The sequence below is a fragment of the Ornithinimicrobium sp. genome, from assembly GCF_051004135.1.
Classification (GTDB): domain Bacteria; phylum Actinomycetota; class Actinomycetes; order Actinomycetales; family Dermatophilaceae; genus Ornithinicoccus.
The window spans coordinates 1-23,919 of record NZ_JBPCKQ010000055.1 but is presented as its reverse complement, the minus strand read 5'-3'; the positions used below and the strand labels follow the sequence as shown (position 1 = coordinate 23,919).

The following is a 23,919-nucleotide window of genomic DNA, read 5'->3' as shown; positions in this document are numbered from 1 at the left end:
CTCCGGGTGGGCTGGCCGCTATGTGGTGGCCGGCACGGCCCGGTGGATCAGGTCTGCGGCTTGTCCTGGTCGTCGCCCTCGGCGCGCGCGTCGTCGTCGGTGCCGGGCACGTCGTCCACCTCGATCATCCGGACCTGCGGCTCATCGTCCGAGCTGAGCCCGGTCTCCGTGGTGGGTGTGCCGTCGGCGACGGGGTCCGTGGCCTCGCTGTCGAGACCGGCAGCTTCGCTCGTGGTGTCGCTGTCCGTGGTGTCGCTGTCTGTGGTGTCGTGACCCACCGCGTCCTCCTTCAGGGGTGGTTTCTCCACGGTGACCCCGCTCTCGCGGACCTGGGTGTCCACGCCGGGGGCACCGCCGATCGGGCGGTCGCTCGAGCCGGCCCAGGGGTCGGTGTCGTCGCTGTCGGACTTCTGTGACAGGAAGTAGGAGACGGCGGCGCCGACCGCGGAGAGCAGGCCCAGGCTGATCAGGACCCCGCCCTTGCGGCGCTGCTTCTTGGGCGCTCCGGTGACCACCGCGGCCGGCCCGTCCTGACGGCTGAGCAGGTCGTCCTTGGCGACCTGCACCGAGCCCAGCATCTCCTGGATGCGCGGCAGCAGATCGTCGACGATGGCGTCGCGTGCCTGGTCGACCTTGGGGCCGACACTGGCCACGCCCTCCTTGGCCCGCGGCACGGCACCGTCCACGCCCCTGTCGAAGCCCGCGACGGCGCGCTTCCGGGTGCTCGCGGCGCCGGCAGCAGCGCGTTCGCGCGCGACGGCGGTGCGGTCCCGCACGGTCCCGGCCGCGGCCTGCGCCCGCGGACCGACGGCGTCGGACACCGAGTGCACAAGCGAGCCCCCGGTGGCCCGGGCACGGTGCCCGGCCAAGCTGCCGGACCCGACAAGCGCACCGCGAACGTTCTTGGCCTGCTTGACGGCGTCGCGGCGACCCTTCTTGGCCTGCTTGGTGGCATCGCCGCGAGCCGCCCGGGCCTTCTTGGTGGCTTCGGCGCGGGCCCCCTTGGCGTTCTTGAGCGCCTTCTTCTTGGTCTTCTTGGACTTGCTACGAGAGAACACGTCACCCTCCTCAGTGATGGCTGCGCCCCATCCTGCACTGTTCGTCTCCGCTATTCCACCTGACCGGCACCCAGCGTCTGGTCAGTCGTCCGTGGGAGGATGCGGGCATGCTTGCGACACTGCACACCAACCACGGCGACATCGCCCTGACGCTCTTCCCCGACCACGCGCCCAAGACTGTGGCCACCTTCGTGGGTCTGGCGGAGGGTTCCCAGGACTACCAGGACGACGCAGGGCGCACCGACCCCACGCCGTTCTACGACGGCCTGGGCTTCCACCGCATCATCCCCGGCTTCATGATCCAGGGCGGCTGCCCGCTGGGCACCGGCACCGGCGGCCCAGGATTCACCTTCGACGACGAGATCAGCCCCGACAAGGGCTTCTCCTCCCCCTACACTCTGGCGATGGCCAACGCCGGCAAGCGGGGCGGCAAGGGCACCAACGGCTCGCAGTTCTTCGTGACCGTCGAGCCCACCCCCTGGCTGCAGGGCAAGCACACCGTCTTCGGTGAGGTCGCCGACCAGAGCAGCCGGGAGGTCGTCGACGCCATCGTCGCCGTGCCCACCGGGCGAGGTGACCAGCCGGTGGAGCCGGTCGTGATCGAGCGCTTAAGTGTCGAGCACGACTGAGCCCGGCAGCGGCACCGGGGGCACCGATGCTCCCCCGGTGTGCCCCCGGCATACCGACCGGGTGGCCTATGTCCGTTGCCAGCGCTGCGGACGGCCCACCTGCCCGGACTGTCAGCGGCCGGCGGCGGTCGGCATCCAGTGCGTCGACTGTGTCGCTGCGGCGGCTCGGTCCCACCCACGGGTCACCTCCCGGTTCGGTGCGCCGACCCGGGCCGACTCCCGGCCGGTCGTCACCCTCACGATCATCGGCATCTGCGTGCTGCTGTATGTCGGACAGCGCGCCAGCTTCGGTGTCACCACCGCCTGGTGGTTTGCCCCGGTGCAGGCGGCGAGCGAGCCGTGGCGACTGCTGACCGCGGCGTTCGTCCACTCGCCCGGGTCGCTGCTGCACATCGGCTTCAACATGTATGCCCTCTACATCGTCGGGGGCTACCTGGAGCCGATGCTCGGGCGGCTGCGCTTCGTCGTGCTCTATCTGGTCAGTGCTCTCGGCGGGTCGGTGGGCTATCTGCTGCTGGCCACCGTCCCCGGCGGCTGGACCACCCCCACGGTGGGCGCCTCCGGTGCGGTGTTCGGACTGTTCGCCGCGATACTCGTGCTCAACCGCTCCCTCGGCCGGGAGACCGGCGGCATCGTCGCGCTGCTGCTCATCAACGGCGCGATCGGCTTCCTGGTGCCGGGCATCGCCTGGCAGGCCCACCTCGGCGGTGCGCTCACCGGGGCGGCGCTCGCCGGGATCCTGGCGCTCACCGCGGCCAAGGGTCGCGAGCGCTCCGCCGTGCGGCGCCGGGCCTGGCAGTGGCCGGCCTACGCCGGTGTGGTGCTGGTCCTGGTCGTCGCGGCGATCTGGCGGGTCGAGCAGGTGCAGGGCACCGGCCTGCCCTTCCTGGGGTGAGGGGTTACACCGCTGTAGTTATCCCCAGTCCTGTGGACGCCGTGTGGAGAACGGCTACTTCCAGCGGGTGGTCATCAGGAAGCCGGTCATGATCAGCCCCATCCCGACGACCAGGTTCCAGTAGCCGATCTCCACCGGGAACCGTCCCTGTGAGATGTAGAACGTGGCCACCCACAGCACCCCCACGATCATCAGCGCGCACATCACCGGGACCCACCAGGAGGGGTTGCCGACTTTTTGCTTGCGCGGCTCGGGCCGGCCCATCGCCTCGCGACGGTTGGCGGGGTTGCCGGAGTTCTTCGGCGGCTTCTTGCCGGTGGAACGGCCAGGAGAGTCAGGCACGGATGGGCTCCTCGATGCGGCAGACGGGTGAGCACAGGATACGGTACGGCCCGCGCGCTGCGAGGTGTCGCATCCACCGGGATACGCTGGTGCGGATGTCTGAGTCCGCGCCTGCCGCAGCAGCCTCCGGCGGCGCTCGCGCCGGCCGGTGGCGCTGGGCCGTGCCCGTCATGGCGCTGGGGGCCGGGTTGCTGTTCGGCACCTCGGCGGCGCTGGCGCGGGCCACCGGCTTCGGTGACGAGCCGGCCGACCTCGCCGACCTGATCCAGCAGCGCACCGCGACGGTCGAGCAGCTCAGCTCCCGGGTCGGGGACCTGTCGCTGGAGATCGAGCAGCTCGAGGGCCAGGTCGGCCGGTCGGGGGCATCGACCGACGTGTCGGCCCTCGCCGACGAGCTGGCCCCGCTGATCGGGACCGGGGCAGTGCGGGGACCGGCGATCACGGTCACCCTGGACGACGCCGGCTACACCGAGGCCACCCTGCCCGAGGGCTATACCGTCGACGACGTCGTGGTGCATCAGCAGGATGTGCAGGGGGTGGTCAATGCCCTGTGGGTCGGGGGTGCGGAGGCGATGATGGTCCAAGACCAGCGGATCGTGGCGACCAGCGCGGTCCGGTGCGTTGGCAACACCCTCTATCTGCAGGGCCGGGTCTACTCCCCGCCCTACACCATCACGGCGATCGGGGACCGCCAGGCGATGGCGGCCTCCTTGGCGGCTGACCCGATCGTGAGCACCTACCGGGGGTGGTCGGAGACGCTAGGGCTGGGGTATGTCGTGCAGCAGCGGGAGAGCGTGCGGCTGCCGGCGTTCGAGGGCACGATCCGCCCCGAGCACGTCGTCGTCGGCGCGGACCCGGACGAGCAGGCGCCCGACGGGGTCACCCGGGACGACGGTGCCGCCACGTCCTGAGTGGCCGGCAGCGCGCCGCTCAGTCGGTTGGCTGCGGTGCCACGGCGCCCTTCACCGCCTCCTCCGCCTCGTCCTGCTCGGCGGCGTTGCCCTCGCCTCCCGGTTGGGTGAAGGTCACGGTGGGGTCGACCTTCGGGGGGTCGATGGTCGGCACCCCGTTCGTGGGCGTGGTCGGTGAGACGCTCGAGGTGGGCGAGGTGGGCGAGGTGGGCGAGGTGGGCGAGGTGGGCGACGGGTTCGTCGTGGGCGAGGTGGGCGACGGGTTCGTCGTGGGCGAGGTCGGGGACGGGTTCGTCGTGGGCGAGGTGGGCGACGGGTTCGTCGTGGGCGAGGTCGGCAAGGTGGAGGACGGGTTCGTCGTGGGCGAGGTCGGCAAGGTGGAGGACGGGCTCTGGCTCGGTTCGGTGGTCGGAGTGGTCTCGGTGACGGTCGCGGTCTCCGTATCGGTCACGGTCTCCGGTGGCGCCTGCGCGACCACCAGGGTGATCTCGGTGTCGTAGTCCACCTCCTCGCCGGGGTCGATCGACTGCTCCAGCACCGTGCCCTCCGCCACCTCGTCGGTGACCTCGGTCGTGGTGACCGGGTCGAGGCGGCCGTCTCGCAGCTGCCCGACGGCGTCGTCGATGTCGTCGCCCACCACGTCGGGCACCTGGGTCTGCCCGCTCGCCAGCACCAGCACGACCTCCTGCTCCGGGCTGACGTCCTCGCCGATGCCGGGCCGGGTGCTCACCACCTCGCCCTCCTCGAAGTCGAGGTCGTTGGTCTCCTGGGTGTCGTCGGCGACCCGGATACGCTCCGCCTCCAAGGCAGTGCGGGCCGGCTGCTCCTCGAAGCCCTCGACGTTGGGGATGGTGATCGAGTCCGGCCCCGCAGAGACCACCAGCTGGACCGTGCTGCCCTTCTCCACCGTGGTGTTGGCTCCGGGGTCCTGCTCGACGACCTCGCCCTCGTCTGCCTCGTTGGCCTGCTGGGTGAACCTGCCCACCAGCCCGGCCTCGTCCAGCCGGTCCTGCGCCTGCTCCTGCGTCATCTGCAGCAGGAAGGGCACCGTGGCTTCCGGCGGTGCCTCCTCGGTGGCCCCTGGCCCGAGCACCTGGAAGACCACGAAGGCGATCGCACCAAGCGCCAGCAGGGCCAGAGCGGTCAGCATGAGGAAGCCGCCGCGATGCCGTTCCTCCCGCACCGGCAACTCGCCGGTGTCCTCGTAGCCGTCCTGCGCCGCGCCGGGCGGCGTAGCGCCCGCAGCCACGCCGCGCCGGCCACCGGTGTCGGCACGGTGTCCCGAGGCGAGCACGACCTGGGTCTGCTCGGGGTCGGTCTGGTCGACGCCTGCGGCAGTCGTCGCGGCTGCCCCGGCGATGCGCGCATGGCTGGCCTGGGCCCCGGCACTGATGGGGGCTGCGGTGCGGGCCGCGACGAGGTCGTCGCGGAACGCTCGGGCACTCTGGTAGCGGCCGTCGGGGGTCTTCTCCAGGGCGTGCAGGGTGATCGCGTCGAGGGCCGGGGGCAGGTCATCCTGGTGCTGCGAGGGAGCCTTGGGGGTCTCACCGAGGTGCTGGTAGACCAGCGAGACCGGGTCGCCCTGGAAGGGCGTGCGTCCGGTGAGCAGCTCGTAGAGCAGGCACCCGGTGGAGTACAGGTCGGAGCGGGCGTCGACATCCTGACCTTGCGCCTGCTCCGGCGAGAGGTAGCGTGCGGTGCCCAGCACGGCCTGGGTCTGGGTCATCGTCGCGGCGGTGTCGGCCAGCGCCCGGGCGATGCCGAAGTCCATGACCTTGACGGCGCCGCCGCGGGTCATCATGACGTTGGCGGGCTTGATGTCGCGATGCACGATGCCCTTGGCGTGGGCGTAGTCCAGCCCGGCCAGCACAGCGGCAGTGATCCGGGCCGCCTCGTCGGGATCGAGGACCCGCTCCTCGTTGAGCAGGTCCCGCAGGGTGTGACCCTCGACGTGCTCCATCACGATGTAGGGCACGGCGACCGAGCCGCCACCGCTCTCCTGTGCCTCCTGCTCCCCGGAGTCGTAGACCGCCACGATCGAGGGGTGGTTGAGCCCGGCGGCCGACTGGGCCTCGCGACGGAAGCGGGCGAGGAAGGAGCTGTCCCGGGCCAGGTCGGCCCGCAGGATCTTGATGGCGACGGAGCGGCCCAGCCGCAGGTCGTGCCCGACGTGCACCTCCGCCATCCCGCCGCGTCCGATCAGCTCACCGACCTCGTAGCGACCGCCGAACACCCGAGGCGCGGGCACCTGCTCGTCGGGCCCATCGCTCACGGGTCCACCCCCGCCGCCAGCACGTCGCGGCCGATCGGCGCGGCGACCCGTCCACCGCTCTCGCCGGTGAAGCTGTCGCCGGCGCTCTCCACGACGACCGCCATGGCGATCTGCGGGTCGTCGGCGGGGGCGAAGCCGGTGAACCAGGCGTGCGCGGCGCCGTTGTCGCCGAACTCGGCGGTGCCGGTCTTGCCGGCGACCTCCACGCCGCTGAGGGCGGCCGCCTGGCCCGACCCCTCTTGGACCACACTGACCATCATGTCGCTCAGCTCTTGCGCGGTGCTCTGCGAGACGGCGCGAGACAGGGTCGAGGGGTCGGTCTCGTCGTTGACCTCCAGATCCTCGTCGCGCACGGACTGCACGAGGTAGGGCCGCATCACCTCTCCGGCGTTGGCGATCGCCGCGCTGACCATGGCGACCTGCAGCGGGGTGACCCGCACGTCGTACTGGCCGATTCCGGTCAGCGCGAGCTGCGCGTCGTCGGGGTCCGGCGGGTAGCGGCTGGGGGTGACCGGCATCGGGACCTCCAGCTCCTGGCCGAAGCCGAACGCCTGGGCCCGGTCGTCGAGTGCGTCCGCGCCCAGCTCTCCCGCCAGGTAGGCCATCGAGGTGTTGCAGGAGACCGTGATCGACTCCGCCAGGGAGATCGAGTCGGTGGGGCCGCAGCGACCGCCCTCGAAGTTGGGCAGCTCGGTGCTCGTACCCGGCAGCGTGTAGCGCTGAGGACCCTCCAGGGTGCTGCCGGGAGTGAACAGGCCGGACTCCAGGGCAGCGGCGGCCACGACCAGCTTGAACGTGGAGCCGGGCGGGTAGAGGTCACCGGCGATCGCCCGGTCGACCAGCGGCTGGCCCGGGTCAGCAGCCAGTTCCTCGTAGGTCTCCTGCACCGCCCCCAGGTTGTGCGAGGACAGGGCGTTGGGATCGTAGGTCGGCCGGCTGACCAGGGCCAGGATCGCCCCGGTGCTCGGGTTGAGCGCCACCACCGCTCCCCGTCGCTCGCCCAGCGCCTGCTCGGCCGCCTGCTGGACCTCGGGGTCGATGGTCAGCTCCAGTGCCGCCCCTGTGGGGGTGGTCCCGGTGACCAGGTCGGTGAGCCGCCGGTAGAAGAAGCTGTCGTCGGTGCCGGCCAGCACCGAGTTGCGGGAGCGCTCCAGCCCGGCGCCCGCGCCGTAGATGAACGAGTAGTACCCGGTGACGTGCGCGTAGCGTCCCCCCTGGGGGTAGCTGCGGATCCAGCGCAGGTCGTCGTCGGTCTGCCGGGAGTCGGCGATGGACTCTCCCTGCACCAGGATCGCCCCTCGGTCGCGGCTGTAGCTCTCCAGCAGGGTGCGCCGGTTGCCGGGCTTGTCGCGCAGGTCGTCGGCCTGCACGAACTGGATCCAGGTGGTGGACAGCAGCAGGGCGGTGAACATGGCGAAGACGACCAGGGCCAGGCGGCGGATGGGGGTGTTCATCGACTACCGCCCCCGACGGGCTGACCTTGGTCGGGAGCCGGGACGAGGGGGCGCTCGGAGACGGGGCGGCGGGCGTGGTCGCTGATCCGCAGCAACAGGGCCACGATGATCCAGTTGGCCAGCAGCGAGGAGCCGCCGGCGGACAGGAACGGCGTGGTCAGCCCGGTCAGCGGGATGACCCGGGTGATGCCGCCCACGACCACGAAGCACTGCAACCCGATGGAGAAGGCCAGCCCCGAGGCCAGCAGCTTGCCGAACCCCTCCCGCGCCCCGATGCCCGTGCGCAGGCCCCGCTCCACCAGCAGGGCGTAGAGCATGATGATGGCGAACAGCCCCACCATCCCGAGCTCCTCGCCGAAGCTGGCCATGATGTAGTCGCTGCCGGCGAAGTAGGTCTCGTAGGGGTAGCCGGCGCCCAGTCCGGTACCGAACAGACCGCCGTGGGCCATCCCCATCAGTCCCTTGGCCACCTGGTCGCTCTGCCCGGAGGCAAACGGGTCCAGCCACAACGTGACCCGCGTCTGCACGTGCGCGAACAGGCGCCAGGCGACATACGCGCCGCCGGCGAACAGGCTCAGGCCGATGATCACCCAGGACACCCGCTCGGTGGCCAGGTAGAGCATGGCGACGAACAGCCCGAAGAACAGCAGCGAGGAGCCCAGGTCGCGCTGGGCGATCAGGATCAGCACCGACAGCCCCCACGCGGCCATGATCGGGCCGAGATCCCGACCGCGGGGCAGCTGCAGCCCCAAGATCCGGGTGCCCACGAGCGACAGCGCGTCGCGGGTCTGCACCAGATAGCCGGCGAAGAAGACGGTCAGGGTGATCTTGGCGATCTCCCCGGGCTGGAAAGACAGGCCGAACAGGCGGATCCACAGTCGGGAGCCGTTCTCCTCGTAGCCGATGAACGGCAGCATCGGCAGCAACAGCAGCACGAAGCCCGCCAGCATCGCGGTGAAGGTGTAGCGGCGCAGCATCCGGTGGTCCTTCAGGACCCAGAGCACGGCGGCTGCCAGCACGATCGCCACGGCGCTCCAGAGCAGCTGCCGGGTGGCCACGCCGGTAGCGGCGTCCCGGCCCTGGCCGAGGTCGATCCGGTGGATCATCACCAGACCCAACCCGTTGAGCAGGGTGGCGATGGGCAGCAGCAGTGGATCGGCATACCGGGCGCGGTAGCGGATGACCAGGTGGAAGCCGACGGTGATCACGAGGAACCCGATGCCCTGCACGACGATGCCGGCAGGGATGGTCCCAGTGGTGGCCAGGCCGACGTTGGCGTAGGCCGCGAGGACGATCGCCACCGCAAAGACGAGCAGGGCGAGCTCGGTCAGCCGGCCGGTGTGCGGTCGGACGTCGGTCACCGTGCTCACGGCGGGCACCCCCGCGGCAGGGCGGACTGCGGGGGTCCGGGGGCGCCGGGCTCGGCGGTGGGGTTGGCGCTGTCGGGCAGCGGCAGGGTCGGCGCGGCGGTCGTGGTGCGCTCCTGCCCCGGTTGGACCGGGACCGGAGTGCAGTCCAACGCCACCAGGGCGCGCAGCTCGGAGACTATCGAGTCGGCGTCGCTCCGGTTGTCGGCGGACAGGCTCGCCTCGACCCGGCCCTGGTAGTAGGTGGGCAGGTCGGCGAGGGCGAGGTCGGTCGTCGTCTCGGGCCGCGAGAGGGCCCACGGGCCGAGGTCTTGGGAGACTCCGCGGAAGATCGCCACCTGGCCGTCGTCGACGCCGACGAAGTACTGCTGTTGGCTCCACGCCCAGGACGCCCAGCCGCCCGCCCCGACCACCACCAGCACGATGATCGCGATGGTGCCTCGGCGCACCCACCTCAGGGCGCCACGGTGACCGTCCTCCTCGGCCAGGGCGGGAGCCTCGGGCTCCTCCTGGGTATGCCGGCTCAGCGCGGCCGCCTTCTCGGCCGGGGAGCCACCGGCGGCCTTGCCGGCCTCTCCTCGGCGCAGGTCGCTGACCGCACCCACGACCTGGGGGTTGGTGGGGGCGTCGCCGCTGTTGACGGCATCGGCCACGACCACGGTGATGTTGTCTCGGGTCGCGCCGCGCAGGGCGATGGCGACCAGCTGGTCGGCGATGTCGCCCGCGGAGCCCTCGCTGCGCAGGATGTCGGCGACCGTGGACTCCGCCACGTAGTCGGTCAGGCCGTCGGAGCAGATCAGGATGCGGTCACCGGCGCGCAGCTCGCGCATGGACAGGTCGGGGTGATCCTCGCCACGTCCGGTGAGGACCCGGGTCACCAGGGAGCGCTGCGGGTGGTGCGCGGCCTCCTCGGGGCCGATTCGCCCCTCGTCGAGCAGCTGCTGGACGAACGAGTGGTCCCGGGTGATCTGGGTGACCCGGGACCCGCGGCGCAGGTAGGCCCGGGAGTCTCCGATGTTGGCGACGGCCAGCTTGTCGCCGGAGCGCATCATCGCGATGCAGGTGGTGCCCATCCCGTCGGCGTCGGTGCTCTCGTGGGCGACCTCGGAGAGCCGGTCGTTGGCGTCCATGATCGCGCCCTCGAGCACGTCGAGCATGTCGTCGGCGCCGTGCGACTCGCCGTCCAGGTGCACCAGCTCGCCGACGACCAGGGAGCTGGCGACGTCGCCGGCGGCGTGCCCGCCCATCCCGTCGCAGAGCACCAACAGCTCGGGCCCGGCGTAGGCGGAGTCCTCGTTGCGCGACTTGGTGCCCAGCCCGATGTGGGACCGAGCAGCATACCTGAGGGCGACGGACACGGGCGGCTACCGACGCAGCTCGAGGACGGTCTGCCCGATTCGGAGCTGGGCCCCCGGCTCCAGCCGCGCGCCGGTGTCGATGCGGCGCTGGTTGAGGAAGGTGCCGTTCGTGGAGTCCAAGTCGTCGGCATACCAGGCGTCGGCCCCCGGATAGATCCGCAGGTGCCGCCCGGAGGCGAAGTCGTCGGTCAGCACAAGGCTGCACTCGGGGTTGCGGCCGATCAGCACCCCGCCGTCGCTGAGCGGTACTGTGGTGCCGCGCAGCGAGCCGGCGACGACCGCCAGGTGGGTCGGGCCGGACTGGCGCTGGGAGCGCGACTGCCGGGCCGGCTTGCCGTCGCTGCGGCGGCCTGGGCTGCGGGTGAGCACCCGGGTGCCGTAGAGGTCGGCGCGCAGCGCCCCGACCACGCTGAACACGAACGCCCAGATCAGCGCGAGCAGCCCCAGCCGGATGACGTTGAGCGTCAGCTCGCTCATCGGGCTCGGTCCAGGTGGAAGGTCACGGTGGTGCGGCCCATGGTGATCCGGTCGCCGTCGTGCAGCTCCTCGGTGCCGATCTGGTCGCCGTTGAGGTAGGTGCCGTTGGTCGACCCGGCGTCGCGGATGAGCACCTGCAGGTGGGGGCCGTCGTGGGTGATCCGGATGTCGGCGTGCCGTCGGCTGATGCCGGGGTCTTCGATGACCACGCCCGCTGACTCGTCTCGACCGAGGCTGGTGACGGCCACGCCCAGGGGGTGGCGGGTGCCCTCGATGTCGAGCCAGGCCTGGGGACCCCGGGTGGAGTGCTGGCGACCCCGGTGGGGGGGCGGGCTGCTGGGGAACTTGCGGGTCGAGCCCTCGGCCGGCTCGGCCTCGCTTGCGTCGCTCCGGGCCGGCTGGGCCTGGACGGGCTCGGCGCGGGCGGGAGTGGCCTTCGCGGGCTGCGGCCGCAGGTGCGGTCCGGGTGGCGCCGGGCGGGGTGGCGCGGCGGTGGCTCCCCGGGTCGGAGCCGGTGGCTGCGGCGACGACTGCTCTCGGACGCGGGGGCTGCGCCGACCGTCCTTGGAGGCCGGGCGCACCCGGAAGATGCCGGTCTCCAGCTCCTCGCCCTTGGTCAGGCGCACCTCGACCGGCCCTGGAGCGGTGTAGCGCTGGGCGTCGGCGTGGTCCTCGGCGGCGGCGACCAGCTCGTCGGTCAGCGCCTTGTCGTAGGAGGAGAGCCGCTCGTAGTCGCTCTCGGCCAGCTCGATCGTGAAGACGTTGGGCACCATCGTGCGGCCGGGCCCGAGCACGGCGGCCCGCTCATCCATTGCGCCGCGGATGGTGGCGGCGATCTCGACGGGCTGCACCTCGGCCTTGAAGATCTTGGCGAAGGGTGCCTTGACAGCACGCTCGAGGTGGCGCTCGAGGTTGTCGAACAGTCCCACAGCACTCCTCCTCCTCTGCTGTCACGGCATACACACTCACGGACCCGTCACGGACTGGCCGTAGGGGGTTCATGCGGCCTCCTGCGATGGTACTTGTCACGCAGGGAGCCGTGGCGCACGTCCGGGCTGCGCGCCTGGAGCCAGAGGTGGCAGTGTGTCGTGGACCCCTGTGCACCGACTCGGTATGCCGCAGGCCAGCACCGAGGGTCGGGCTAGCTGGCGTGAGGCCCTTCGTGCTCAGTGCTGCGCTGCAGCGCAACACTGAGCATACAATCCAGCACTGGTCGCGCCGGGCCAACGGACCCGATCTGCAGCGGTCACCGGCGGTTGGTGCCCGCGTCGCTGGACTCCTGCCACCCGCCGATCGTGCTAACCTTGCTCGGCACTCGCGCGAGTGGCGGAATAGGCAGACGCGCACGGTTCAGGTCCGTGTGTCCGAAAGGACGTGGGGGTTCAACTCCCCCCTCGCGCACCATCGAGGCCCCAGGTCTGACCTGGGGCCTCGGGCATGGCTGCGGCTCGGCACACGCGAGCGCTGACCCCGTCTCGTGGTCCTGGGAACCTCGTGCGGGAACACCTTCCGGGAGCGTTCAGTCGACACCCGGTCGCGGATGAATGCGACGTCGGTGACGCCGTGGCGACAGCAGCGTCACATCCATCGGCGGCGACGTCCGTGCATGGGCTGCAGCCACACTTCGCCCGACGCCCCGGTGTCCGAGCGAGCACGCGCACGCTTCGCCAGTCGGGAGCGGGGACGTCTCCGTGAAGCCTGCGCCTGCGCCGGCAGGACCATCAGGACGCCGCCCGGTAGGACGTAGAGGACCTTCGGGTTCGAGTTGTGCGGACCCCAGCCGACACCACCTGAGAGAACGACCCAGACCCCGGCCGGGGCGTGCCACCCCTTGAACTAGGTGTCCTGAAGTCGGCCGCCGGCAAGCCACTCGATGTCTGCCTTGCAGCCTCGCCGAGCGTATTGGTAGACGCGACCGATGTACGCGATCTCCACCCCAGGGCGGTGCGTTGCCCCGATGGCCCGATCCCACCGCTGCGCCAAGTGCGCATCTCGGCGGCGCCCCCGCCACCTCGCCAGCAGGGTGAGTGGGACCGCGACTGCGGCGATCACCAGGACGAGCATCGCCGTGGCCGCGAGGGGAGCGATCGTCTCCTGGTCTGCCATGTCCGCTCTCCGATCTAGGTGCCCCTGACCGTACGGACGCAACCCGCTAAGCGTTGCGAAGATGAGGCGGGCTGTGGACAGCTGCGCGCAGACGGAGGAGTGTGATCAACGACGGGGGCGCGGCGCGAGGCTCGGGGGCCGGGCGACGGGGTGCGGCGTAGCATCGAGCGCGCCGACACGGCATACCCGGACCCGGAGGAACGCATGGAGCTGCGCACCACGGTCAACGGCGAGCCACGCACCACCGAGGTCGACGGGGCGGAGTCGGCGGTCGAGGTCATCCGGGACGGCTTCGGGCTGACCGGCACCAAGCTGGTCTGCGGCAGCGGGGTATGCGGTGCCTGCACCGTGCTGGTCGACGGCCGGCCCTTGGTCAGCTGCCTCACCCCGGCCACGCGTTTGCGCGAGGCGCAGGTGACCACCGTTGAGGGACTGGCCGACGGCGACACCTTGCATCCGGTCCAGGCCGCCTTCGCGGCGCACGACGCGCTGCAGTGCGGCTACTGCACCCCCGGCTTCGTGGTCGACGCCGTCGCGTTCGTCGACCGGTGGCGCGCCGAGCACGGCGACACTGAGCCCGACCGGCACACCATTGCCGAGGCGCTCGCCGGGCACCTGTGTCGGTGCGGCGCCTACGAGGGGATCTATCGCGCCGTGGCCGCCGCCTGCCGCGGTGAGCACGACGGAGGCAGCGGGAGCGTCGCCCGGGTCGACGCACCCGACAAGGTCACCGGAGCGGCGACCTACACCACCGACGTGCGGCTGCCCGGGATGCTGCACGGCGCCATCCGCCGATCTGATGTCGCTGCCGGCACCGTGGCGCCGTTCAGTCACCTCACCGGTGCGCAGGTCATCGACCTGATGCCGGCTGACCGGCGCATCCGCTGGGCCGGTCAGCCCCTCGCGGCGGTCGTCGCCGAGACCCCCCTGGACGCCCGCCACCGAGCGGCCGAGCTCTCGCTGTCGATCACCACACTGCCCTTCGTCGTCGACCCGGACAAGGCGTCCGCCGTCGGGGCACCCGAGGTGTATGCCGAGCGCGCCGACCGCAAGCTGGCGCCCAGTGCTGCCGAGGGTGCGACCTTCCCCGGTGCCTGGCACGGCAACCGACGCGGCCCCACGATGCTGCCGTTCCTCGGCACGGTGGCCAAGCGACGCCTGTCCCAGGCCCGCAGCCAGCAGGACCAGGGCCTGGTCGAGCTCGACTTCGACACCGCGCCCCAGCTGCACAGCAGCTTCGAGCCGCACTGCGCGGTGGCTGACTGGTCGCAGGCGCACCGCCTGCGGGTCTGGGTCAGCACCCAGGCGGTCGAGGGCATCCGGCAGTCCCTGTCCGAGGCGACCGGCCTGGCCGCCGACGACATCGAGGTGATCGCCGAGCACGTCGGCGGCGGCTTCGGCTCCAAGCTGAGCCTCGGCGTCGAGACCCTCGCTGCCGTGCGGCTCAGCAAGGCCACCGGTCGACCGGTCAGCGTGGTGCTGGACCGGCACGAGGAGCTGACCGCCACCGGCAACCGTCCCGGCAGCGCCTCCCGGGTCTCGCTGCTGCTCGACGAGGCGCACGACATACGCGCCCTGCAGGTCGAGGTCGACAACCACGCCGGCATTGCCATCGGCAACTCGGTCGGCGCCCTGGCCATGATGGTCTACGACCGCACCCCCCGGCTGGCCCGCGACACGGACGTCGTCACCAACGCGCCGCCGGGAGCGCCGTTCCGCGGACCCGGCGGTCCGACCTACGCCTGGGCTTTGGAGCAGACCGTCGACGAGGCCGCGCACCGGCACGGCCGCGACCCCATCGAGCTGCGCGCTCAATGGGACGGCAACGAGCGTCGTCAGGCGCTCTACCGCTGGGCGCAGGACCTGCCGGTATGGCGTGAGCGCGGCGCGACTGGCAGCCGCACCGGGCGGTTCCGGCGCGGGGTGGGAGTGGCCGCCGGCAACTGGTTCTACTTCGTCGACCCCTCCGCAGAGGTCGTCGTCGGCGTCGAGGACGGTCGGCTCACCGTCTCGACCGCCTCGCAGGACATGGGCACCGGGAGTCGCACGGTGCTGGCCCGGGCCGTGGCGCAGGTCTTCGACGTCGAGCCCACCGACGTGTGGGTGCGCTTGGGCCGCTCCGGGTCCGGCACGACCTACGGCCCGACCTCGGGCGGCAGTCGCACCACGGTCTCGCTGTGGCCGACGGCGGTCGAGGCCGCGACCACGCTGCGCGGGCAGATCGGCGACCAAGCGCTGAGCGAGCACGAGGGGGCCCGTGCCACCGCCACCCGCGGCGGCGACCTCGGCCGCCGCGCCATCCCCTTCGACTTGGGTGGGATGGAGGTCGGTCGCGGCTTCTCCGCCGCCGTGCACGTCAGCGAGGTCGAGGTCGACACCCGCACCGGCAAGACCCGGGTGCTGGCTGTCCACGGCGGCATCGCCGTCGGCCGCATCCACGCCCCCGGCCCGGCCCGCAGCCAGTGCGAGGGCTCGATCATCCAGGGCATCGGGCTGGCGCTCTATGAGCAGCAGGTGCTGGATCCGCATACCGGGCTCACCCTGACCGCCAACCTGGAGGACTACCGCATCCCCCAGCTCGGCGACACCCCGGAGATCGACATCCACTTCCACGAGGAGGGCTGGGAGCATGTGCCCGGCGGAGGCATCGGCCTGGGCGAGATCGCCACGATCAGCCCGGCGGCCTCGGTCGGCAACGCCATCCACCACGCGCTCGGGGTGCGCACGACGACCTTGCCGGTGCGGCCCGACCGACTGCTGGAGGCCCTGCGATGAGTGGCATCACGATCCTCGACGATGCCGCTGCGCGGCCCGAGGACAGCGACGGGGTCTACCGCGCGGGCGGCACCGACCTGCAGGAGCGGTTGCGCACTCGCGGCGAGACGCCACACATCTGGGACCTCACCGGCATTCCCGGCTTCGCCGACATCACCCGGGAGGCCGACCGAACCGTCATCGGTGCCGGCACCACCGCGGCGACGGTCGCGACCGAGCTGGGCGAGGACTACCCGGCGCTGGCGCAGACCGCTGCCGGCCTGGCCACCCCGCAGGTGCGCGCCACCGCCACGATCGGCGGCAACCTGCTGCAGCGCACCCGCTGCTGGTACTACCGGCACCCGCACACCCGCTGCCTCAAGGACGGCGGCGACCGCTGCCCGGCTCGCAACGGGCGTCACCTCTACGGCGTGGCCTTCGACACCTCGGCCTGCGTGCACCCACACCCTTCGTCGCTGGCCATGGCCCTGCTGACGTACGACGCGTCGGTGGTCATCACCGGACGCGACCCCATCGGGGTCGGCGAGCTGCTGGGCGACGGCACCGACCCGACCCGCGACCACGCGCTCGGTGAGCAGGAGGTCGTGACCCAGGTGCTGCTGCCACCGCCCGCGGCCGGTGAACGGGCGGCATACACCCGCGCGATCAGCCGGTTCGAGGCGGAGTGGCCGCTGGTCGAGGCGGTATGCCGAATGCTGGTCAACGACGCCGGGACCGTCACCTCGTGTGCGATCGGGGTGGGCGGGGTTGCACCGGTGCCGCTGCGGATGCCCGCCGCCGAGGCCATGCTGATCGGCTCGCCGCCGGACGAGGACACGATCGCCGCTGCGGCACGCGCATGTGCGCAGGGCGCGAGTCCGCTGCCGGAGACCGCGTACAAGGTCGAGCTCATCGAGGGCTGTGTGCGCGAGGTCCTGGAGCGCGTCAGCGCGTAGTCTCACATCGGCCCACTCGAAAGGCTACTTGAAATCTACTCTAAAAAGTTTAGAGTAGATCTATGTCCACGAACCAGGTCGATCAGATGCTGGCCTTGCCGCTCCAGCAGGTCGGGCATGCCCTCGCATCTGTGCCGGAGGACCAGTGGTTTGAGCGAAAGTCGGCCCGGGTGGCGCCCAAGGACCTGGCAGTCCCGTTGGTGGCTCTGGCCAATGCCGAAGGGGGCACGGCCGTCGTCGGCATCCACGATGGCAAGGTTGACGGCGTGCGGCGACACATCGATCGTGTCAACTCCCTGCGGCAGGCCCCGTTGGACCACACCCATCCTCCGGTCAGGACGCACTTCGACCAGGTGGCCTGTCTCAACTCCGCAGGAGAGCTGGACACCATTCTCGTGGCTCGCGTCTCTCCCGGTGAGGTCGTGCACGAGACGACGAACGGCGAGTGCTATCTGCGGGTTGGCGACGAGTCGCGCAGACTGAGCTTCGGGCAACGCCAGGAGTTGCACTATGACCGCGGGAGCCCGCCCTACGACGGGCAGCCGGTGCGCGGCCTGAGGGTGGACGATCTTGATCGACCCTCTCTCGTGGCCTATCGATCATCCGCTGGGGCGTCGGGCTCCTTCACACGACTGCTCCAAGCCAGAAGCTTGCTCTCGGCCGATGGTGAGGTGAGTGTTGCGGGATGTCTGCTGTTCGCCGCGAATCCTCAGGAGTGGTTCCCCCACGCTCATGTGCGGGTTCTTCGCTACCAGGGCGTCGAGCGCGGCACCGGACGACGGCTGAGCCTCGATGACACGGGCGATGTCCGTATCGAAGGACCCTTGCCTGCCGTCATCGAGAAGGCTGCGGACGTCACTGAGCAATGGGTGCCGAGGCGGCGCTCCCTAGCAGAGGGAGGCACGACGTTCACGGGCATCCCGATCGTGCCGCGGGACGCCTGGCTCGAGGGACTCGTCAACGCGGTGATCCACCGTTCCTACAGTTCTGCCGGCGACCACATCCGAGTGGAGATCTTCCCTGATCGCATCGAGATCGAGAGCCCGGGGCGTTTCCCGGGACTGATAGACCCGCGCAGACCGCTGGAGGTGGGCAGGTACGCTCGCAATCCGCGCATCGCCCGAGTCTGTGCCGACTTGCGGATTGGGCAGGAGCTTGGTGAAGGGATTAAGCGGATCTTCGACGAGATGCGCCTACGAGGTCTCACTGATCCGGTCTACAGCCAAACCCAGGGCAGCGTACGGCTCGTCCTTGAAGGAGCCTCACGAATAGCTCCCGCAGTGATCGCCGCCCTTCCCAAGGGGTCGACCGACCTACTCAACCGCCTTCGTCAGGCTCGACAGCCACTCGGAACGGGGCAGCTCGTCGACTTGGCCCAGTTGAGTCGTCCCACTGTCAAGAAGCAGCTCGCAGCGCTGCGTGAGCAGGGACTGGTGGAGTGGGACGGAAGATCCGAGAAGGACCCCCGCGCCGTATGGCGGCCCGCTGACTGAGTCTGCAAGCGACGGCACCCACCTGGGTGGCCGACTCACAGTCATCCGGAATGTGCGCCATAGCGCAAGTTCCGTATGACGCTGTCTTCGGGCGCGGCAGCAGGCGGAATGGACGGCGCGGCGGGGAGGGTTTCTCGGCTATCCGGGACCGCCCCGGGTGAGAGAGGGTGACCGCATGCCAAGCGAGCGCGTCAAGTTCACCGGGTCTCAGGGCACGCAGCTGGCCGGGCGGCTGGACCAGCCGGACGACATACCCCGGGCAGTCGCCCTGTTTGCGCACTGCTTCACCTGCACCAAGGACGTCGTGGCCGCCTCCCGGATCGCCACCCAGCTGACCGAGCACGGGATCATGGTGCTGCGTTTCGACTTCACCGGTCTGGGCGGGTCGGGCGGCGACTTCGGCAACACCGACTTCAGCTCCAACGTGGACGATCTGGTGCATGCCGCTGACTACCTGCGCAGCGAGCACGGCGCCCCCACGATCCTGATCGGGCACTCGCTCGGCGGGGCGGCGGTGCTGGCGGCTGCCGAGCGCATCCCGGAAGCCCGGGCCGTGGTCACCATCGGCGCCCCGGCGGACACCGAGCACCTGGCCAACCTGTTGTCCGAGGACCTGCCGGAGATCGATCAGGAGGGTGCGGCCGAAGTCTGCCTGGCGGCCCGGTCGTTCCGGATCCGCCGGGAGTTCCTCGAGGACATCCGCAGCCAGCCGCAGGCGCGGCGCATCGCCCGGCTCGGCCTCCCGCTGCTGGTGATGCACGCGCCGCAGGATGAGACGGTCGGGATCGACAACGCCCGGCAGATCTTCGAGGAGGCCGGCCACCCCAAGTCGTTCGTGTCCCTCGACGGGGCCGACCACCTGCTCACGCGGCCCGCCGACACCCGGTTCGCCGCCGCGGTCCTCGCGGCCTGGGTGACGCGGTATCTCGACGACCCGCCCGCCGCAGGCCCACCGCAGATGCAGCACAAGGAGGGCAGCGTGCTCGTCGCCGAGAACGACGTCGGCCCGTTCGGGCAGCGGATCACCGACGGCCGGCACGAGATCACTGCCGACGAGCCGGAGCCGGTCGGCCTCGATACCGGGCTGAACCCCTACGACCTGCTCCTCGCGGGCCTCGGCGCCTGCACGTCGATGACCGTCCGGATGTATGCCGATCGCAAGGACTGGCCGCTGGAGCACGTCGGCGTCTCCCTGCGGCACAGCCGCATCCACGCCAAGGACTGCGCCGACTGCGAGACGACCAGCGGACGCCTGGACCACATGGAGCGGGTGCTGACGCTGACCGGCAACCTCGACGACGAGCAACGGCAGCGGCTGCTGGAGATCGCCGACAAGTGCCCGGTGCACCGCACCCTGCGCTCCGAGGTCGCGATCTCGACCAGTCTGGAGTCGCTCGAGGAAGGCGACGGCTAGCATCTGAGGATGTCGTCGGGAGCGGGGAAGGGGTTGGCCTCGCGGTGAGCGGACACCACCACGGGCACGTCGGAGCCACCCACCGGTGGCGCCTGCAGATCGCCTTCGTGCTGGTCGCGGCGTTCTTCGGCGTCGAGCTTGCCGCCGGGCTGATCTCCGGCTCGCTGGCCCTGCTCAGCGACGCAGGGCACATGGCCGCTGACGTCGTAGCCCTGGGCGCGGCTCTGCTGGCGACCCGGCTCGCGATGAGCACCCCGGCCGACGGGCGGCGCACCTTCGGGGCCTACCGCGCCGAGGTCTTCGCCTCCGGACTCGCGGTGCTGCTGATGCTGGGCGTGTCGACATACATCCTGATCGAGGCGGCCCGGCGCTTCGGTTCCTCGGCGCAGGTGGCCAGCGCCCCGATGCTCGTGGTCGGCGCGATCGGGCTGGTGGTCAACCTGGCTGCGCTACTGCTGCTGCGCGGTGGTGCCGGCGAGAGTCTCAACGTCAAGGGGGCCTACCTCGAGGTGGTCGCGGACACCCTGGGCTCGGTCGGGGTCATCGTCGCGGGGGTGCTGGTGGCCACGACGGGCCAGGCGTGGTGGGACACGGCGGTTGCGGTGGCGATCGCGCTGTTCGTCGGGGTCCGCGCCGTGCTGCTGAGTCGCGAGGTGCTCTCCGTGCTCGGCCAGCGGGCCCCCGAGGACCTGCCACCCGCGGTCATCATGCAGGCGTTGGGTGAGGTGCAGGGGGTCACCGACGTGCACGACCTGCACGTGTGGACGCTGACCTCGGGCATGCACGTCGCTTCGGCCCACCTGGTGGTGGCCGACGAGGCGCACGTGCACGCCGTGCTCGACCGCGGGGCTGAGCTGATGCGCGACCGGTTCGGCGTGGAGCACGCGACGCTGCAGGTGGAGCCCGAGTCGCACACGCGCTGCTCCGAGCTCAGCTGGTAGGTCACCGCCACCACAGAGCCGCAGCTTCGGGTGAGCCACCGACCGTTGTGCGCGCCACCGCCGTCCGCGCCGGGCACTTTCGCGCGCACTTCGGTTGCCACCGACCGTTGTGCGCGCCAACTGGGTCCTCGCGCACCGCGTTGGCGCGCACTTCGGCGTTGGGGCCTCAGTCCGGGGTCGGAACCGAGCCCGTTGAGGCCGCTGAGATTCGTTCCTGGGACGTCGTTGAGGTATGCCGAAGGGGGGAAGAGACCGGACCGTCAGGGGATGGGGAGCCGGCGATTCTCAACCGGCTCACCGAAGCTCTCGACTACCGCTGGTCCACGGCAGAGCGTCAGGCCGTCAGCAAACCGCCGTACCCGTCTCCCGAACCGGTGGCAGCCGTGCAGCGAGAAGTTCTGGAGCTGCTCGAGGCACACGTGCCGGAGGGGGACACTCCAGCCGGTGCCCCTGCGCAATGCCATCGACCTGGCCCGGTTGCCGGGCACGATCCTGCCTGACCTGGCATGCCTGCCCGTCGGAGCGCGATTGGTGAGCGTCGACGGTGCGCGTGAACTGCTGCCACGCATGCCCGGCCTCTGGGCGCACGGGCTCCAGCGAGAGCTGGTGATGGCCCGACTGTATGAAGGCGACCTCGCCCTCGCCACGGCAGAGACCGAAGATCTCGCCAGGCACGGTGACCCTGCTCACCCCTGGGCAGGGCACCGAACCATCGGCTACTGGTTGGCCAGGCACGGGGAGGCGCAGGAGTTCTTCAAGCGGTGGAAGACCTATGGCGCCGCGCACGAGCGAGGCGATATGCGGCGGATCAAGGAGCTCCTGGTGCACGCCGTGGCCGAACGGCACGGCCGGCGCGTTTCATGGGAGGTGACGACGGACAAGAGGGTTGGTCCCACGATGCGGTACCTCTGCTTCGAGTTATGGGCTCAGCGCGGGGACGTCGAGGGCTTGCTGGCATTCTTCGACGGCGAAGGTGCCGATCTGCTGCCCGAGGTCGATCAGCTCCTCCGGATCTCTGAGCCTGGATCCGCGTGCGCCGTGAGGCGCTGACGATTTGAGTAGGAGGTGAGAGACCTTCGCCTCCGTCCTGTCGCAGCAGGGCGGTGAAGCTGGGGGCAGCCTGGACCGGGAGATGTCGGTCTGGGTGGGAGCAGCCCCGACAAAGCCGGGACGGGCCAGTACTGCCAGATGGTGTGGGTCCGGCGAGCGTGACGAAGAGGAGTACGAGAGGAACCAGCGTAGGTACGTCCCTTAAAGGCTCACCGGCTCCAATCTGGCGGATATGGGCCGGGTGCGGTGCGCACCTGCCGGGCTGCGGCCTGGCGGGGAACTTCGGGGCGGGCATGCGGATGTCTGCCCGGGAGGCCACGGTGAAGTGCTGCGGGGTAGTCGTGGCGATGCCGCAGGGACAGAGTTGGGCTCCTCCTTCGTCGAGCGAATCGACAGTGAACACGGGAACCGTCTCGGTCCTTGCCCACCGCGCGTGCATCCGGCACGTGGGGTGGGTTGGGTTCATCGTCGACCGATCGGGTCGGGACGGGGCGGAGCCGCCGTAGTACTCCGAGCCGGGGAAAGCCTGCGCACATGGGGAAGGGCGGCAGCAGTTTCGAGAAGCAGAGGAGGCTGTAATGCCGAAAGAGGCACCACCGAATGGTGGCGCTCCGCTGGTCGAGGTCCCGTTGGGGCCGCGGCGGCGGGTATCGGAGATGCAGGCCAAACTTCACCGTTGGGCAGCGGCCGATTCTGGTCGCCGGTTCGACGACCTGTTCAACTTCGTGCACGACCCGGCGACGCTGATCGTGGCGTTCGACCGGGTCGCGGGCAACCCCGGCTCCCGCAGCCCTGGCGTGGACGGCCTCACGGTCGCCGACGTCGAGGAGCAGATCGGGGTGCCGGAGTTTCTGGATGACCTACGTGCCCAACTCAAGACGGGCACGTTTCGACCCCTGCCGGTGCGGGAGCGCAAGATTCCCAAGCCGGGAGGGTCGGGGAAGCTGAGGAAACTTGGCATCCCGACCGTGGCCGATCGGGTCGTCCAGGCTGCGCTGAAGCTGGTGTTGGAACCGATCTTCGAGGCCGACTTCGTGCCGGTCTCCTACGGGTTCCGACCGATGCGGCGAGCACAGGACGCGATCGCCGAGATACACCGGTTCGGCACCTCCGGTTACCGGTGGGTGCTGGACGCGGACATCGAGGCGTGCTTTGACAACATCGACCACGTGGCCCTGATGGACCGCGTCCGGGCGAGGGTCAAGGACAAACGCGTCTTGTTGCTGGTGAAGGCGTTCCTCAAGGCCGGAGTTCTCACCGAACTCGGCGAGAGCAAGGACACCCACACCGGCACACCGCAAGGTGGCATCCTGTCTCCGTTGCTGGCTAACATCGCGTTGTCGGTGCTCGATGAGCACCTGCACCGCGGATGGACGCCGGGGGCGGAGATGGCGACGACCAGCAGTCGCGCGCGACGCCGACGACTGGGCCTGCCGAACTGGCGGGTCGTCCGCTACGCGGACGATTTCGTCGTCCTCGTGCATGGCTGCCGAGCCGACGTCGAGGCCCTGCGCGAAGAGATCGCCCAGGTGCTCTCACCGATGGGTCTGAGGCTCTCGGAGTCCAAGACCCAGGTGGTGCACATGGGCCAGGGGTTCGACTTCCTGGGCTTCCGCATCCAGTGGAGGCGCAAGTACGGGTCGAACAAGTGGCACGTGTACACCTTCATCTCCGATCGGCCGGTCCGGTCGCTGAAGGCCAAGGTCCGTGCCCTGACGAACAGGACGGCGCAGCAGAATCCCAGGGTAGTGCTGATCAGGCTCAACCAGATCATGCGCGGCTGGGCCAACTACTTCAAGCACGCGGTGGCCAAGCACACCTTCGGCGCGCTGTCACACTTCGTGTGGTGGCGCATCATCCGGTGGCTTCGGACGCTGCACCGCTGGAAGTGGAAGGACGTCCGGCGACGGTTTACCACCCCCGACGGGCGGTGGAGACCGATCGCCGTGGACGGGATCGAGTTGTTCAACCTCGAGGCGGTACCGGTCACCCGTTACCGCTACCGAGGCAACACCATCCCCAACCCCTGGACCCTGCATAACCACGCCACTACGGCAGGAGCTGTGGAGAGCCCGGTGCGGTGAAAGTCGCACGCCGGGTTCGGCGAGCGGCCTGGGGAAACGGACCGGCAGTAATGCCGACACCGCGCCCCAGGCCGACTCAACCGGCCCGCATTCGCGGGGGTTCGTGGACGGGTTGAGGTGAGGCCGTCTTGTTGCGGGCATGCGGGTGGCCGCCGGTCTGCCCGGCTTTTCCACGTGGGGTCGTTCCTGGTAAGGACAGAAGGGTCGGTCAGGAGGGGGACAGCACGGCGGCGTCGAACATGGCGTCCCAGGGGTGGGCCCAGGGCCAGTTCGTGGGCAGGTGCAGCCGCAGCCGGCGGGCCCGGTTGGCGATCCGGGCGGGGATGTTGATCAGCTGGGCCCGGATGGTCGCTGGCCG

Annotated in this window: 19 protein-coding genes, 1 tRNA gene and 1 pseudogene; 11 read left to right on the top strand and 10 right to left on the bottom strand. The window is 70.5% G+C overall.

Going from position 1 to position 23,919, the window contains the following annotated elements; genetic code table 11:
* Positions 1–47: 47 nt before the first annotated feature.
* Entirely contained in the window at positions 48–1,058 is a 1,011-nt protein-coding gene (locus ACR2FV_RS02885) for a hypothetical protein (protein WP_434014198.1), read from the bottom strand.
* Between the two features lie 107 nt (positions 1,059–1,165).
* Here ACR2FV_RS02885 and ACR2FV_RS02880 point away from each other — a divergent pair, with 107 nt between their 5' ends.
* Positions 1,166–1,687 carry a peptidylprolyl isomerase gene (locus tag ACR2FV_RS02880; RefSeq protein ID WP_434014197.1) on the top strand — a complete coding sequence of 174 codons (522 nt, stop codon included), beginning with the start codon at positions 1,166–1,168 and terminating at the stop codon, positions 1,685–1,687.
* Entirely contained in the window at positions 1,671–2,582 is a 912-nt protein-coding gene (locus tag ACR2FV_RS02875) for a rhomboid family intramembrane serine protease (protein WP_434014196.1), read from the top strand. Before ACR2FV_RS02880 ends, ACR2FV_RS02875 begins: the two co-directional genes overlap by 17 nt.
* 54 nt (positions 2,583–2,636) lie before the next feature.
* Here the strand turns inward: ACR2FV_RS02875 and ACR2FV_RS02870 are convergent, their stop codons facing one another.
* Entirely contained in the window at positions 2,637–2,924 is a 288-nt protein-coding gene (locus tag ACR2FV_RS02870) for a cell division protein CrgA (protein WP_434014195.1), read from the bottom strand.
* Between the two features lie 95 nt (positions 2,925–3,019).
* Between ACR2FV_RS02870 and ACR2FV_RS02865 the strand changes: the two genes are divergently transcribed.
* Positions 3,020–3,835: a DUF881 domain-containing protein gene (locus ACR2FV_RS02865; protein ID WP_434014194.1), complete on the top strand. Its 816-nt coding sequence runs from the start codon at positions 3,020–3,022 to the stop codon at positions 3,833–3,835.
* 19 nt (positions 3,836–3,854) lie between these two features.
* Here ACR2FV_RS02865 and pknB read toward each other — a convergent pair whose 3' ends face one another.
* The 6 genes from pknB to ACR2FV_RS02835 are packed head-to-tail and all read right to left on the bottom strand — an operon-like array spanning position 3,855 to position 11,692.
* Entirely contained in the window at positions 3,855–6,107 is a 2,253-nt protein-coding gene (gene pknB, locus ACR2FV_RS02860; protein ID WP_434014193.1) for a Stk1 family PASTA domain-containing Ser/Thr kinase, read from the bottom strand.
* Entirely contained in the window at positions 6,104–7,561 is a 1,458-nt protein-coding gene (locus tag ACR2FV_RS02855) for a peptidoglycan D,D-transpeptidase FtsI family protein (RefSeq protein WP_434014192.1), read from the bottom strand. The genes pknB and ACR2FV_RS02855 overlap by 4 nt, the downstream gene beginning before the upstream one ends.
* Positions 7,558–8,931 (bottom strand): FtsW/RodA/SpoVE family cell cycle protein, encoded by a 1,374-nt coding sequence (locus ACR2FV_RS02850; protein WP_434014191.1) that lies wholly within the window; start codon positions 8,929–8,931, stop codon positions 7,558–7,560. The genes ACR2FV_RS02855 and ACR2FV_RS02850 overlap by 4 nt, the downstream gene beginning before the upstream one ends.
* Entirely contained in the window at positions 8,928–10,286 is a 1,359-nt protein-coding gene (locus ACR2FV_RS02845; RefSeq protein WP_434014190.1) for a PP2C family protein-serine/threonine phosphatase, read from the bottom strand. Before ACR2FV_RS02845 ends, ACR2FV_RS02850 begins: the two co-directional genes overlap by 4 nt.
* 6 nt (positions 10,287–10,292) lie before the next feature.
* A complete protein-coding gene (locus ACR2FV_RS02840; RefSeq protein WP_434014189.1) occupies positions 10,293–10,763 on the bottom strand; it encodes an FHA domain-containing protein FhaB/FipA in 471 nt (156 codons plus the stop codon).
* Positions 10,760–11,692: an FhaA domain-containing protein gene (locus tag ACR2FV_RS02835; protein WP_434014188.1), complete on the bottom strand. Its 933-nt coding sequence runs from the start codon at positions 11,690–11,692 to the stop codon at positions 10,760–10,762. Before ACR2FV_RS02835 ends, ACR2FV_RS02840 begins: the two co-directional genes overlap by 4 nt.
* Positions 11,693–12,080: 388 nt before the next feature.
* Here ACR2FV_RS02835 and ACR2FV_RS02830 point away from each other — a divergent pair.
* Positions 12,081–12,167 (top strand) — tRNA-Leu (locus tag ACR2FV_RS02830).
* A gap of 432 nt (positions 12,168–12,599) precedes the next feature.
* On the opposite strand, the gene ACR2FV_RS02825 is transcribed toward ACR2FV_RS02830, so the two are convergent.
* The gene (locus ACR2FV_RS02825) at positions 12,600–12,869 is read right to left on the bottom strand and encodes a hypothetical protein (protein ID WP_434014187.1); all 270 of its coding nucleotides are present in this window, start codon (positions 12,867–12,869) and stop codon (positions 12,600–12,602) included.
* A 150-nt stretch (positions 12,870–13,019) separates the two neighbouring features.
* On the opposite strand from ACR2FV_RS02825, the gene ACR2FV_RS02820 reads away from it, so the two are divergent.
* The 7 genes from ACR2FV_RS02820 (at position 13,020) to ltrA (ending at position 23,561) form a co-directional block, all read left to right on the top strand.
* Positions 13,020–15,644, top strand: coding sequence for a molybdopterin-dependent oxidoreductase (locus tag ACR2FV_RS02820; RefSeq protein WP_434014186.1), 2,625 nt, complete (start codon positions 13,020–13,022; stop codon positions 15,642–15,644).
* Positions 15,641–16,579 (top strand): FAD binding domain-containing protein, encoded by a 939-nt coding sequence (locus tag ACR2FV_RS02815; protein ID WP_434014185.1) that lies wholly within the window; start codon positions 15,641–15,643, stop codon positions 16,577–16,579. The genes ACR2FV_RS02820 and ACR2FV_RS02815 overlap by 4 nt, the downstream gene beginning before the upstream one ends.
* A gap of 62 nt (positions 16,580–16,641) precedes the next feature.
* Positions 16,642–18,072 (top strand): ATP-binding protein, encoded by a 1,431-nt coding sequence (locus ACR2FV_RS02810; RefSeq protein WP_434014184.1) that lies wholly within the window; start codon positions 16,642–16,644, stop codon positions 18,070–18,072.
* 175 nt (positions 18,073–18,247) lie between these two features.
* Entirely contained in the window at positions 18,248–19,486 is a 1,239-nt protein-coding gene (locus ACR2FV_RS02805; RefSeq protein ID WP_434014183.1) for a bifunctional alpha/beta hydrolase/OsmC family protein, read from the top strand.
* A gap of 44 nt (positions 19,487–19,530) precedes the next feature.
* Positions 19,531–20,427 carry a cation diffusion facilitator family transporter gene (locus tag ACR2FV_RS02800; RefSeq protein WP_434014182.1) on the top strand — a complete coding sequence of 299 codons (897 nt, stop codon included), beginning with the start codon at positions 19,531–19,533 and terminating at the stop codon, positions 20,425–20,427.
* A gap of 444 nt (positions 20,428–20,871) precedes the next feature.
* Complete coding sequence (locus tag ACR2FV_RS02795) at positions 20,872–21,477, top strand: hypothetical protein (RefSeq protein WP_434014181.1); 606 nt, start codon at positions 20,872–20,874, stop codon at positions 21,475–21,477.
* 656 nt (positions 21,478–22,133) lie between these two features.
* Entirely contained in the window at positions 22,134–23,561 is a 1,428-nt protein-coding gene (ltrA, locus tag ACR2FV_RS02790) for a group II intron reverse transcriptase/maturase (protein ID WP_434014180.1), read from the top strand.
* A gap of 208 nt (positions 23,562–23,769) precedes the next feature.
* Here ltrA and ACR2FV_RS02785 read toward each other — a convergent pair.
* Positions 23,770–23,919, bottom strand: a pseudogene (locus tag ACR2FV_RS02785) (IS1380 family transposase); the annotation flags it as partial.

Bases quoted from the DNA above. Each gene is read 5' to 3' on its own strand.
- ACR2FV_RS02805 (WP_434014183.1), top strand. From the start codon at position 18,248: ATGCCAAGCGAGCGCGTCAAGTTCACCGGGTCTCAGGGCACGCAGCTG.
- ACR2FV_RS02815 (WP_434014185.1), top strand. From the start codon at position 15,641: ATGAGTGGCATCACGATCCTCGACGATGCCGCTGCGCGGCCCGAGGAC.
- ACR2FV_RS02865 (WP_434014194.1), top strand. From the start codon at position 3,020: ATGTCTGAGTCCGCGCCTGCCGCAGCAGCCTCCGGCGGCGCTCGCGCC.
- ltrA (WP_434014180.1), top strand. From the start codon at position 22,134: ATGCAGGCCAAACTTCACCGTTGGGCAGCGGCCGATTCTGGTCGCCGG.
- ACR2FV_RS02880 (WP_434014197.1), top strand. From the start codon at position 1,166: ATGCTTGCGACACTGCACACCAACCACGGCGACATCGCCCTGACGCTC.
- ACR2FV_RS02855 (WP_434014192.1), bottom strand. From the start codon at position 7,561: ATGAACACCCCCATCCGCCGCCTGGCCCTGGTCGTCTTCGCCATGTTC.
- ACR2FV_RS02825 (WP_434014187.1), bottom strand. From the start codon at position 12,869: ATGGCAGACCAGGAGACGATCGCTCCCCTCGCGGCCACGGCGATGCTC.
- ACR2FV_RS02840 (WP_434014189.1), bottom strand. From the start codon at position 10,763: ATGAGCGAGCTGACGCTCAACGTCATCCGGCTGGGGCTGCTCGCGCTG.
- ACR2FV_RS02810 (WP_434014184.1), top strand. From the start codon at position 16,642: ATGTCCACGAACCAGGTCGATCAGATGCTGGCCTTGCCGCTCCAGCAG.